Origin of the sequence: Dactylosporangium siamense (assembly GCF_016862795.1) — a bacterium.
GTDB classification, from domain to species: Bacteria; Actinomycetota; Actinomycetes; order Mycobacteriales; family Micromonosporaceae; genus Dactylosporangium; species Dactylosporangium siamense.
Genome location: NZ_BONQ01000202.1, coordinates 1 through 12,356 on the forward strand (window position 1 = coordinate 1; position 12,356 = coordinate 12,356).

A 12,356-nucleotide genomic window follows, 5' to 3' on the forward strand; every position below is an offset into this window, starting at 1 on the left:
AGCCGACCCAGCCGATGAGCCACAGCCACAACGCGGTCGCGGCGGCCCGGTCCAGTTCGGACCAGCGCAGCATCGTCGGGGCGCCTGCTGCCTGCTCACTCGCCTTGTCGCGTTCCTGCTCGCGTTGCCGCTGCAAGACGTCCTGCCGGAGGGTGAGGTGGGCTTCGGACAGGTCGGCGAGCATGCCGCGGACCTCGGCCAGGCCGGCGCCGAGCAGCGCCACCGCGCGTAGGTCCGCCGCGGCGTCATCGGGCAGGTCGAACTGGAACGGCACCGCGCCCGTCATGACCCGTCACCCGCTTTCGCGGTGGCGAGCATGCCCCGGAACGCGGCTTGGTCTTCGCGGAGCGCGGCGGCGTCGTCGCGTTCGTACCAGGCCGGGACGCTGAGCTCGACCGGCGGCAGGTTGCCGATCAGGGCGACCGCCCGCCCGGCGGGCAGCGTGCGCAGCTCGGCGAGGTCCAAGACGTGTTCGCGGCGGACCTGTTCGGAGACGCTGGCCCGGCCCCCGCCCCAGCTGTGTGACGACGACACCTCCCGGACCTGCCCGGCCAAGGCTTGAGCGTCGCGCAGTGACTGCACATCGGCGGACCCGCCGAGGTGCATGAGGCAGTTCGCGGAGGCTTCGATCGCGGCGCCGCCGTCGCGGCCCCACCGGTCGTGCAGCTGGTGGCGGTTCTGGCAGAAGACGTCAACGATGACCCCGGACCCGCCGCCCTCCGACATGAGCGACGGCAGCGAGGTCAGGGGCGCGACATTGCTGATCTCGTCGCCGATGTAGTACAGCGCCGGTTCCAGCCGCCCGCCCGGGGCGAGGAACGACTGTTCCCGGGCGCGGTAGAGGAGGTCTTCGGAGATCGCGGCGAGCAGCGGCGCGACGGACGCCTGCGCGTCGCGGGTGCCGACCAGGTACAGGGTGCCCTGCTCGGCCAGCCACTGCTCCGCGTTGAACTGTTCGCCGCGGGGCGGGGACACCGCAGCGAGGACCCGCGGGTCGGAGACGGTGTCGAGAGCGCCGGACACGACGGCCTGGATGCTTTCACGGCCGCGGCCGGATGACTCGCGGTGCAGGGCGAGCCGGTCGGCCCAGGCGTGGACGCCGTGGTGGCGCAGGATCCGTTCGGCGCGCGGGTCGCCAGGGGTCTGTGCCCAGCCGAGGACGTCGGTCATCGTGGCGTGCTCGTCGAGGGCGGCGGCGTGCAGCAGCGCCCGGATGAGCATCGCGGCCTGCTGCCGGAAGTACTCCCCGTTCTCCACACCGGTGGACAGCCCGGCGCCGGCGGCGAACCCGTTCGCGCGGATCCAGGCGACAGTGGGGTCCTCGGCTCCGTCGATCGGCGACCACCGCAGCCGCGGGATGCCGGGGACGGTGCCACGCGGCTCGAACACATAGGAGGGGCCGACCTTCCGGCGGCGTTCGAATGTCACTTCCGCGGCTTCAAGGCGGGTGCCGGTGGTGATGACCGCACCTCGGGCGTCGAGGATCGCCGGAATGACGATCCTCGACGTCTTGCCGGAGAACCTGGGCACGCCGGCGGCGAGCCTCGAGTATTCGTTGGCCAAGTAGAGCCGTTCGCCGGTGAGGGTGTCGGTGCCGAGGAACCGGCCGGTTTCAAGCGGGTCGGCGCGGCGGACGGCCTTGGCGGCGGCTTCGGCCGGGCTGTCACGGTCGGTGACGGTCAGGCCCGGTCGGACGATGTCGGTGCGGGCGCGGACTGCGTCGGCGGACAGCAGCCCGTCGACGTCACGGCGGCGGGCGAACCCGGTCCGGCGCGCGTACTTGCTGGCCAGCAGCACGGAGCCGGCGGCCGCAGCGCCGAGGTGCTCAGCGAACAGCACCAGCCACAGCCCAAACAGCAGCCAGCCCGGCGGGACAGCGGACCGTGCAGGCGCCGGCCAGGCGGCGGAGGGATCGCCGCGGTGATCCGGTAGCCGCAGCAGGATCCCGGCTGCGTCGCCGGGAGTCGTGTCGGGCCAGGTGCCGTGGGCGAGGACGCCGCCGAGCTGCCCGGCCAGCCACAGCGTCCAGCCGGCCAGCACCGTCAGGACCGCGATCACCGCGAGCAGCCCGCCGCGCATCCACAGGTCGGCACGGGTCCGGCCCCGCTGCGGCAGCTGCCGGCCGGGCGACGACAGCGGCGGGCGGGCCATCACGCCACCCCGATCGGCGCTCGTGCCGGCGACGCCTCGCCCGGCTCGTCCGGCTCGTCCGGTTCACTCCGCTCAACCGGCGCCGTACGGCGCGCGGCCCGGCCGCCGCGGCGATGGTCGTCCTCGTCGTGGTGTTCGTCGGCGTCGGGAAGGTCGTCGACGCCGGGGACGTACTCCATCCGGCTGTCGGTGGCGACCATCTGCTGCTCGGCAGTGGACAGCTGGTGCTTGACCACGTACGGCTTGGTCCCGATCCGCCACAGGCCGACGCCTTGGCGCAGGTAGCGCAGCAGGTCGGTTTCCACGTCGGACGTGCCCAAGAATTCGCTGGCCTGCTCTAGGGAGCCGGCCGCCTGCCGGTAGCTGATCCGCACGCCGGTGTCCTCGATCAGGCCGCGGGCGATGCGAACCTGCTCGGAGTTCGCCGATCCGGACGCGGCGAGGTCGCTGAAGCGGTGGAACGCCAGGAGGTTCGTGACGCCGAGCGCGCGGGCGAGCTTCAGCTGCTCCCGCATCCGCCGGACCAGCGGAAGATGCCTCGAAATCAACGCAAACTCGTCGTAAACGCACATCCGCGGCGGCGCGTCGGGGCGGGACAGCTCCGCTTCGAGCCATGCCTGGGCGCAGCTCATCGCCATCGCGGTCATCTGGTCGCTGGTGCGGATCGCGCGCAGGTCGAGGACCGCGCCGGCCTGCGCGAAGTCCAGCCGGGTGCCGGCGCCGGACCCGGTGCCGTCGAACAGGCCGCCGAGCGCGCCGGTGACGAGGCGTTGTAGCGCGAGCCGGACCCGGCGGGAGTCGCTGGCGAACTGCTCCAGTGGGTAGTTGAGCCCGGCGAGGTGGTGCTGCCAGCGTTCGGGTTCGCCCATCGCGGCGAGGACCGCGGACAGCGTCGGGGTGGTCTGCCGGTCCGGGTCGACGCCGGCGTCGACGCCGGTGACGGTGTCGACGGCGTAGCCGATCAGCGCCCGCTCCGCCTCCCGCAGCGGACCGCCGAGCTGGATCTCCAGCAGACCCTCCAGCAGCAGCAGGCGGCGGGTGCGCTGGATCTGCTGCCACTGCTCGACCGGCATCCCCGGGTCGCGGCGGATCCCGGTGAGCGGGTTCATGACGACCCCGAGGCCGGGGCCGATGCGGACCGGGCTGATCCCGGCGAGCGCGGCGAGACCGTCGTACTCGCCTTTGACGTCGGTGATGTAGAACCGCACCCCGAACGGCACGCCCCGCAGCGCGAGGCACTTGAGCAGCGAGGACTTGCCGGAACCGATCTCGCCGGTGAGCACGACGTTCGGGGAGGTGATGACCCGCGCCCGGTACAGCTCGTGCACGCTGAAGGTGAACGCCGCGCGGGAGAACACCTCAAGGCCGACCAACGGCCCGTCGACCGGCAATCCCGGGTCGGCGACAAACGGATACGCCGAGCACAGCTGCGCGCTGGTCGTGACCAGCGGCGGCAGCCGCAACGGCCACCCGACCCGCCCGGCGGCGCGGCCGTGACCGCCGCGGCGGTCGGTGCCGGGCGGGTCGAGCAGCCGCACCTCCGCCCGTTGCAGCACCGCCTGCTGCCGCTGCAGGTCGCGTTCAGCGGCGGCCACGTCCCGGGCCTCCGCCAGGGCGGTGAGCCGGTCGCCGAGGCGACTCTCCCTGCGCAGCCGGACCTTGCCGAGATCCCGGCCGGGTTCCTCGGTATGGTCGGGTTTCCGGCGGGTCATGCCGACCACCAGCCGCGCACCGGCGCCAGGCCCCGGCCGAGCGGCAGCGCCCCGGCAAGAAACCCTTGATCCTGCTCACCGAACAGGACCACGCTTTCGCAGCCCGCCCTGGCCAGGATGCGTTTCACGGTCCGGGTGTCCTGCTCCAGCTCCTCCATGCTGGGTGCGGTGACGGTAACCAGCAGGGCATAGCGGTAACGCGTGTGCCCGGCCGCCTGCTCACGGTCGATCTGCGCGACCGACCGGGCTTCCTCCTGTTCCCGGGCCGTGCGCACCAGCCGGAGTTTGCGTTTGGTGACCTCGTCCCCGGCCCGTGAGACCTGCTCGCGGCGGGCGGCGAGGTTGGCCAGCGCCGCGGGGATCGGCTGGGCGACGAGGGTGACGGTGCGCCGGCCGGTGACCCGGGTGTAGAGGCCGGTCAGCCACGTCGCGCCGACGAGGGTGCGGGGCATCTCGGCCACCCACAGCGTCCGGGAGTAGCCGGAGTCGTGCCGCAGCGCGCTCCACCCGACCGTCTCCACCGCGGCCGGGCCCGCCAAGCGCGGCTCGACCCCGCCCGCGATGCCGTCCCCGCCGCGGACGTCGAGCTCCGCCTGGTCCGCCGGATCCCACTGGGACCGCAGCACGCCCGCGTACGCGCGTGGGGTCAGCCAGCCGCCGGTGGCGACGCCAGCCTCGCTGACCGTGGCCTCGATGCCACCGAGCTTGTCGAGCACGACCGCGGCGACGGCGGCGTCCCCGCCGCCCGCGTCGGCGACCTCGCCGGACATGCGGGCCACGTCGAACACGCAGACCAGCAGCGTCTCGTGCCGCTGCGCGGACGGTGCCGCCGCGGCGGTCAGCTCGGCCAGGGACTGGTAGGCGGGGCTTGTCGTGTCGATCGCCCGGTCCGCCAGATAGCGCTGGGCGCGGTTGCCGGTGTCCGGGACCGCGCGCGTGGTCAGCGCCCACCGCACCAGGCCGAGGTCGGCGTACTCGGTGCCGAGCACATTGAGGACCTGCGCCCAGTCGACGAGCCGCTGTTCCTGCACCGAACTGTCCGCGAGCAGGTAGTTGGCGCCGAAGCACAGCAGCGCGGCGGTGACCGTGCGCTCCCGGCGGTGGGCGAGCAGCCCGACCGGGGTGGTGCCGTCGCCGGCGACGGCGGACAGCCACCGGTAGCCTGCGGCCTGGCCCGGCATGTCCAGGTGCTTCCCGACGCTGCCCGGCGCGAACACCATGCCGCGGTAGCGGTCCTGCCGACCCGCCCGCTGTACCAGCGCCCCGCCGATCACCGGCAGCCACTCGGTGACCCGCCGCCCGCGTAGCCTCAGCAGCCCAAGCACCCACAGGACGGCAGCGGCGGCGAACAGTGAACCGGCGGTCCACCGGGCGCCGGTCACCAGCACGTTGACGCCGGTGACCGCGCAGAGCACCCCGCAGGTCACCATGACGATCTGTGACCAGGTGAACCCCATGACCGCGCCGCGGGTCGACCGCGGCGGGAAGGAGAACTGCATCAGCACCTCCAGGTGCGCTGGATCAGGCGGGGACGCGATCAGCGCCCCGAGGATTGGCAGGGTTCAGACCGGCACGATCGGGATGTCCGCCGCGCCTGCTGCAGCGCCGCCGGACGCACCGCCGCCGCCTCCTCCGCCGGATCCGGGCGGGCCGCCTGACCCTCCGCCGCCGGGCGAAGGTTCGGCGCCGCCGGACGGTGGCTGACCGGACTGGCCGGGCGGGTCCGACGACGGTCCGGCGCTGTGCTCACCGCCGCTGGTCAGGTCCTGCGGGTGCGGCGGTTCGGCCTGCTGGTGGTGCTGGTCGGGATTCGCCGCAGCAAGCATCGGGTCGGCGTCGGCCGAGGTGCCCGCGCCGCTGCCATGCCCCGCGTCGGCGCCACCCGAGCCGGCGTCGCCGGTGCCGGTCGTGGCGACGGTGCTGCTGGCGTTGCCGCCGGTGGTGTTCGAGCTCGTGGCACCAGCCCCGGCAGCGGTATTGCCGGCGGTGGTGCTGCTCGCGGCGTTGACGTCGGCCTTGGCCTGCTGCGTGTGTTGCTGCACGCCGGCTGCCTCGTCGGCGTTCGGGTGGTCCCGTGCCCCGCCTGACCCGCCTTCGGCTCCGGTGCTCGCACCGTCGCTCGGACCGGCGGTGCCGGACCCGGGCGTGCTGCCGTCCCCTGCGGCGCCAACCGCGTCGGCGGTGTGCTTGCCCGGCCCGTCGCTCAGCCCGAGCTGCTGCTGTGCCTGGTCGACGCCGGACTTGGCCTGCTCACGTCCGGTGTCCCCCGACGACTTGGCGGTGGACGGCATGTCGGCGAGGTTGGCGTTCATCATCTGCGCCGCGTGCTGGGCAGGGTTCCCCGTGTTCCCAGCGTCCCCAGAGCCTCTTGGTCCGTCGCCGGCTGCGGCGGCAGCTTGCGCACCGGCTGCGGCCAACACCGCGCGACCGTTGATGTCGGACAGGTAGCCGTCGACGATCGTCAGCAGCCGCAGCAGCACCCACGGCGTCATGACCATCATCCAGATCAGCAGCAGCCCCCGCAGCGCGGTGCGCAGGTCGTCGGACTCGTACGAGGTACGGGTGCCGTAGATCCACAGTTCGACGGTGAAGAACCGGGACATGCCCAGGGCGTTGAGGGTCCAGAACCAGCGCCGTAGCCAGTGCTGGGTCTCCGACGACACCTGACCGGTCGCCGCGATCACCCCGACAAGCGCTGCGCCTTGGGCGATCTCGCCGCGGAAGATCTGCGTGATCAGCACCAGCAGCAGGCCGATGCAGGAGAAGCCGGCGATGCCGAGCGCGATCAGGCCGGTGCCGGCGCCGAGGGTCAGGTTCGACAGCGCGGTGACCCAGGCCGAGGCGTCCCACCTCTGGTTCTGGTTGGCGGTGATCAGCGAGTTGGTCGCGTCGTCCCAGGCGGCCAGGATCACCCAGGCGATCCCGCCGCAGAAGAAGATCCCGAGAATCGCGCGGACCAGCCCGCCGAGGGTCGCCACCGGGCTGGGCCCGTTGACCCGCAACCCGTTGCGGATCACCGAGACGATGAAGAACAGCACCAGGAACAGCAGGATGATCCCGGCGGCGGAGTTGTAGGTGAGGAAGAACGCCCCGTCTGGCTTCGTCGGCGCGGTGACCGTGAACACCGCCTTGGCCAGGTAGCCGAGCAGGACCGCCATCGTCTGCACCACGGCGTTCGCCAGGCCCTGGAAGCCGCTGGTGATGACGCCGTTGACGATGTCTTTGACCTGGCAGGACACGTCGGTCAGCCCGCACGACGACTCGTGGTGGCCAGGTGGCGTGGTGGGCGGTGCTGGCGGGGTCGGGTTCGGGACGTCGGGCTCGCGTAGCTGGAATGACAGCGTGCGGGCGGCGATCTTGCACCGGTCCCGCTTGTGGTTCCACCGATTCGCGTTGCCCGGATCGGTGTTGGCCCGCTCGGCGAACAGATCGCAGCGCACCAGCTCCGGCGCGGTCGGCGTGCCCGGCGCGACATCGGCCAGAACGGTCGGGGTCCCATCACCGGGTCGATCATCGAGGGTCAGCGCCACCGTCTGGCACTCCAGCATCTGGTCGGCGGTCAGCGACCGCGCGCAGCCCGTGACCCAGTGCGACGGCGCACCCGCCGGCGGGCTCGCTGTATACCGGACCCACAGGAAGCACCAGCGCTTCTGGGTGCTCGGCACAGTGCCGCCGCAGAGCCGGTTGTCCGATGACGGCGGCGGCGTACCCGGCGCGGTCGGCGACGCGGTCGGGGTCGGCGACGCCCCCGGCGGTCCGGGAGTCGGCGACGGCGCGGGCGTCGGCGCTGCCACTGCCGACCCAGCGCCTACGACCCCGGCAAGACCGCAGAACACCACCACGAAGAGCACACCGAGCAGCAGCCGCGGCAGCACACCGCGCGACGGGCGCCGCACAGCGCTGTTGGCAGGGCTCGCCGCGATCCTCTGGTTCGGCCGGGTAGTCCGAGTTGCCGGGGTCATGGCGTCGTTCCGGGGGCCCAGCTGTCCGGGCCGAGGACCCGGCCCAGCACCTGCGGGTCGCGGGGGCTGCTGTCGCGGACGGTGCCGCGCACGTCCGGCGGCGGCGCCGGAGCCGGTGCCTCGACCTCGGCCAGTCGCCACCCGGCGTCGGTGAGCTCGACGGTCAGGTCGTGCACCGCCCACGCGCCGGTCAGCTCACCGCTACTGGCCGACCCCTCTGCGGCGGCGCCGAGCAGCGCCAGGCCGTAGGTCTGCACGGCAACGCGGGTGCCGACCGGCAGGTTCGTCGGGTCACCGGCATTGTCGGCCCAGACCCGGGCGATCACGGTCTGCCGGATCCCACCCGGAGCTGCCGATGTCGTGGCGGCGACCGCGAGCCGGTCGGCCAGCCCGGTGGCGTCGGGGGCGAGCAGCGCCGCGATCCGGGCTCGTGCTTCGTCCGCCGGGCGACCGATCGCGGCGCTCAACTGGGTCTCAAGGTCGGCGGCAGCGTCACCGGCCCCACGGGCAGTGGCCGGGAAATGCTGTGGCACCTCGCTCGGCTGCTGCGGTGCAACCGCCGACGCGGCGGGGGCCGCCGACCGGTTCGAGTGCGGCAGTAGCCACCGATCCATGGCTGCACCAGCGCCGAGCAGCAGCACCACCGCGAGAAGCACACGCAGCACGCGCGAACCGCCGGCAGGTTCATCGAAGACGGGCCTGTAGTCGCTCATAGCGACCGCCTACTGCTTCAGGAAGAAGCTGATGATGGCCACGGGCGACCCGACGACGATGGAGACCAGGCTCGCCTTCCACATCATCGTCTTGCCCCGGTCAGACAGGATGTGCGCGCCGAACACCGGCCCGATCCCGAACGCGATCGCGCCGCCGACGAGGCCAGTGAACGCCGCGACGATGCCCAGGAACAACGCGCCGTTGATCAAGCTGTAGAACAGGTCCGAGCGCGGCACGTCGGTCGGAGAGGGGCCAATCTTGTCCCAGTCGAACCCGCCGGGCAGCCCGCCGCCGCTGGGGTTCGGAGTCGGCTCACGCAGGGCCGTCTGAGTGACAGCGGCCTTCGCCGCCAGCCACACACCGAAATGGGCGAGCATCACTGGTGCCCCCCATCAGCAGCCACGGCACGCGCTGGACGGAACGCCGCCTGCGACACGCCGGCCGGGGTCAACAGCCCGGCGGCCAGCTCAGGGTCGGCGGGGCAGGCGGCAAAAACGGCGTCGGCGAGCTCGACCAGCGCCCGGCGGGTCAGCGCGCGCATCCGGCTGAGGTCGACCGGCTCGGGTCGGGCCAGGTGAGGATCGAATGGCACGCTGACCACGGCGGCGACCGAGGCGCCGAGCTGGCGGACCGCGGCACGGACCTCCCGCGACGGTCGCGGCATGCTGGCCACCACGACCACGACCGCCTTGTCGGCCGCAGCCTGCAGGCCCCCCGCGCGCAGTTGCGCGACCAGCCGCATCGTGTGCTGCAGGCTGTCGACCCCGGCCCTGGCGACCAGCACCGGACAGATCGTTCCGGCCAGCAGCCTCCACACCGGCGCGAGGTCGGCGACCGGGGCGTCGATCAGCAAGAGCGGGTACGCACCGCGCATCGCGTCAACGACCTGGAGGCTCTCGGTCAGCACTAACGGCCTGCGCGACGTGCTGCGCTGCACCTCACCGACTGCGGTGTGCAGGCCGGACGTGCCGAGCTGCATCATCGCGTCGAGGGTGCTCTGGTCCAGGTGGCCGGTTCGCGTCCAGGCGGCGTGGAGGTCCCAGATGGTGGCGTCGTTGCGGCGCAGTACGCGATGCTCCAGGCCGCCCCAGCCGCGGCCGGTCGCGTCGACTGCTGCCGGAGGCTGCGGCGTCGCCACCGCCAGGACCGCGCCGAGCGCGGCGACGATCGTCGACCGGCCAACACCGCCGTCGGCGGAGGACACCACGATCGGCGGGCAACCGGGCCGTAGGGCCGCAGCGCGCAGCCACGCCCGGCGCAACGTGGGGCTGTCGCCGAGCTCCCGCGGTACCGGTCGCGGCTCGAACACGTGGTCGTATGACGGTCTCGGTCTTGGTACGGTCGCCGCGCGGGATTTTCCCCGACGGCCGGTCAGGACGGCCGGGACGACAGGCGATCGGCGTGGCGCGACGACCGTGTCCGTTGGTGCGCGGGACGGCACAGCAGCGCTCCTTCCACAATGGACGACGAAGTCCGGGAAGGGGACCCAGGCAGTGGGTCACGGCCGTCTGTACGCAGTGCACGTGGATCCACCCGTACAGACGGCCGCCGCTGGCGTGGCGCCATGCCGGACTCTCCGGCTTCGGCGCGCCGCGAAGTCCGGCCGTCACCAGTGGCTGAGCCACCCGCACGGCCGATGCCAGCGCTTCCCGTGCCTTCGAGGCTGCCAATCGGGAAGGCGCCGCAACAGTTGGCCAGAGTTAACCGGCAGCTGCCACAAGTCCACAGTGGATGGATGGGCGGCTGGTCCGTCCGAGGCGTCTGGGCACGGGATCGCTTGGGTTTGGGACGATGCGGTAGGCGCCTGGTACGCGGTCCTCGGCAGAGCGGCGCCGCGCCGTCTAAAACCTCAGGACATCAGGCCGAAGAGGACCCCGGCGAGACTGCCGAGCGCGACGAGCAGCATGGTCAACTCCATGACGAGGCGTCGGATGCGCCGGATCGTCCTGGTCCATTGGTCGGTTCGTGAGGTGCGCTTCATGCCCACTGATGCTGCTGCATCAGTTTCAGGTAGCCTTAACTGATGCGAGAGAACGAACTTCGGGAGTTCACCCGCAAGGCGCTGCGCCGCACTCCAGCCGTGTTCGAGGTCGTCTGGTCCGAGCTGCTGAACCTGGGGTACGTCGCAGACGTTCAGTACGGCGCCCGGGAGCCGGTCTGGCTCGCGGAGCAGGGGCGCGGGATTCTCGCGCGCGGCACTGCTGCGGAGCGCACGGACGGTGCCGCTGACGAACAGCCGCCAACCGGCGCGGAGCGGGTGTGGGCGCTGTCCCAGCTCGTCGCGCATCAGGCAGCGAACGACCCCGACGTGGTTGCGTTTCGCCGGGCCTATCTGGCGGACGGTCTGATCGCCTGGGACGACGTCGAGGGGTGGCTCAACGCCTGTGCCGACAAGGACGGCGAGTGGACCTCCGACGTGTCATTCACGATCCCGCCGGGGACGACGGTGGAGTGGGACGGGCCGACCGCCAGGTTCAACCCACCGATCGCGGCAGTGCCGGCCGGGATCCATTTCTCCCATCGAACACTCGCCTACGCACAGCCGGGTGATCGTGGTGTGCGACGCCGGTCCGTGACGGCGGGTGGCGTACTCGACGGGCTTCGGATCCTCACCGAGAATCTGGCGGACGCGTTCGCATGGCAGCCAGCGTTGGCCGCCGTGTTCGTCCTGACCGGCATCACACCAATGATCCCGGCGGCTCGGATCGGCGTTCCCGCGGTCAAGATCCGCCACAAAATGGGCCTGGACTGGTCACGGCGAATCACGTTGAACATCGACCCTGCTGCGAGCACCCAGGAGGTGCTCGCAGCGTTCGAGGACGCTCGTCTGGAGTACGAACGGCACCCACGTCCGCACGCCGCGCCCACCAGCCATGCTGGCCGGCGGCAGGCGTCGGTCAAGCATCTTCGGCTTGCAGCGTTTGCCGGCGTCGAGCATGCCGACAAGCCGTGGGCGGCACGGTTCCGGCTGTGGAACGAGCGCTTTCCGGACTGGGCCTACCCGGCGGAGTCGAACTTCCGCCGCGACGCCGGCGCCGCTCAGCGGCGTCTGCTGTCGCCATAGGAGCCCTTGGATCGAGCATTCGAGCTTGCGGGCGTCAGGTGGCCGTGGGCTGTTCGCCGACTCGCGGGGCGCCACGCGTTGCAGTGGTCGTTGCCATGCGACACCCTCAAACTCCGAGAGTGACGTCCGGTTGGGCGGATGTGAATCCTGGCCGCGGGCTCCGGCCAGGACCCTGGCCGGCGACGCCATCATCGCTGCTGGTCTGCGGCTGGCGCCGGCGCCTCGTTGTGATGTCCCGGTCTGGGAGAGAACCGATGGAGCGGGCCGGGTCCTGCGTGTGCGTGCTACAGGCGGTCTATGCGTTGGGTTTGCGCCACATGGGGTAGATCCGCTCGCCGTTGTAGGGCAGGTCCAGCGGGGCGGCGCAGTCGGCGTATCCCAACCGTTCATACAGCTTGCGGCTCTGTGAGTTGCTCGCTTCCAGGTACGCCGGCGTGTGCAGCTGCGCGTGACGCGCCTCGAGCAGCACGGTGCCCAGGCCCTGGCTCTGCCACCGGTCGTCGATAGCCAGCAGGGTGAGGTAGGCGTGCGCCTCGTCGATGGGGTGGGCGTTGACCATCGCCACCTCGAAGTGCTCGAAGCGGTCCGTCCATTCGCCGCAGGCGGCGGCCATTCGATCCGCGTAGTCCTCGGGCTCAGGGACCGGGTGTTCGAGCCACACCGCAGCCGCGCCAATCGTGGTGCTGCCGTCGGCGGTCTGAACGTCGATCACTTCGATGCGGCCGTGCTTCGCTGCGTGGTCGACGAGGAGCT

The 12,356-nt window shown here is 71.9% G+C and carries 11 protein-coding genes; 1 reads left to right on the plus strand and 10 read right to left on the minus strand.

The annotated features are described in order from the left end of the window. The 9 genes from Dsi01nite_RS54995 to Dsi01nite_RS58655 form a co-directional block, all read right to left on the minus strand. On the minus strand, positions 1-286 hold a 286-nt coding region (locus Dsi01nite_RS54995; RefSeq protein ID WP_203854522.1), incomplete at its 3' end, for a hypothetical protein. Further along, positions 283-2,151 (minus strand): type IV secretory system conjugative DNA transfer family protein, encoded by a 1,869-nt coding sequence (locus Dsi01nite_RS55000; RefSeq protein ID WP_203854523.1) that lies wholly within the window; start codon positions 2,149-2,151, stop codon positions 283-285. The genes Dsi01nite_RS55000 and Dsi01nite_RS54995, both read right to left, overlap by 4 nt. After that, positions 2,151-3,863 carry a putative type IV secretion/conjugal transfer ATPase gene (locus tag Dsi01nite_RS55005; RefSeq protein WP_239137229.1) on the minus strand — a complete coding sequence of 571 codons (1,713 nt, stop codon included), beginning with the start codon at positions 3,861-3,863 and terminating at the stop codon, positions 2,151-2,153. The genes Dsi01nite_RS55000 and Dsi01nite_RS55005 overlap by 1 nt, the downstream gene beginning before the upstream one ends. Continuing rightward, a complete protein-coding gene (locus tag Dsi01nite_RS55010) occupies positions 3,860-5,362 on the minus strand; it encodes an SCO6880 family protein (protein ID WP_239137231.1) in 1,503 nt (500 codons plus the stop codon). The genes Dsi01nite_RS55005 and Dsi01nite_RS55010 overlap by 4 nt, the downstream gene beginning before the upstream one ends. 63 nt (positions 5,363-5,425) lie before the next feature. Beyond that, entirely contained in the window at positions 5,426-7,759 is a 2,334-nt protein-coding gene (locus Dsi01nite_RS55015; RefSeq protein WP_203854524.1) for a hypothetical protein, read from the minus strand. A gap of 62 nt (positions 7,760-7,821) precedes the next feature. Further along, positions 7,822-8,490 carry a hypothetical protein gene (locus Dsi01nite_RS55020; RefSeq protein ID WP_203854525.1) on the minus strand — a complete coding sequence of 223 codons (669 nt, stop codon included), beginning with the start codon at positions 8,488-8,490 and terminating at the stop codon, positions 7,822-7,824. 57 nt (positions 8,491-8,547) lie between these two features. Then, positions 8,548-8,916 (minus strand): hypothetical protein, encoded by a 369-nt coding sequence (locus Dsi01nite_RS55025; RefSeq protein WP_203854530.1) that lies wholly within the window; start codon positions 8,914-8,916, stop codon positions 8,548-8,550. Further along, positions 8,916-9,848, minus strand: a complete 933-nt coding sequence (locus Dsi01nite_RS55030; protein ID WP_203854526.1) for a MinD/ParA family ATP-binding protein — start codon at positions 9,846-9,848, stop codon at positions 8,916-8,918. Before Dsi01nite_RS55030 ends, Dsi01nite_RS55025 begins: the two co-directional genes overlap by 1 nt. Before the next feature lie 540 nt (positions 9,849-10,388). Then, a complete protein-coding gene (locus Dsi01nite_RS58655) occupies positions 10,389-10,520 on the minus strand; it encodes a hypothetical protein (protein ID WP_275423522.1) in 132 nt (43 codons plus the stop codon). Positions 10,521-10,562: 42 nt separating this feature from the next. On the opposite strand from Dsi01nite_RS58655, the gene Dsi01nite_RS55035 reads away from it, so the two are divergent. Beyond that, positions 10,563-11,603: a hypothetical protein gene (locus Dsi01nite_RS55035; protein WP_203854527.1), complete on the plus strand. Its 1,041-nt coding sequence runs from the start codon at positions 10,563-10,565 to the stop codon at positions 11,601-11,603. 295 nt (positions 11,604-11,898) lie between these two features. Here Dsi01nite_RS55035 and Dsi01nite_RS55040 read toward each other — a convergent pair. Then, positions 11,899-12,356, minus strand: a 458-nt coding sequence (locus Dsi01nite_RS55040) for a GNAT family N-acetyltransferase (RefSeq protein ID WP_203854528.1), incomplete at its 5' end; no start/stop codon positions are given.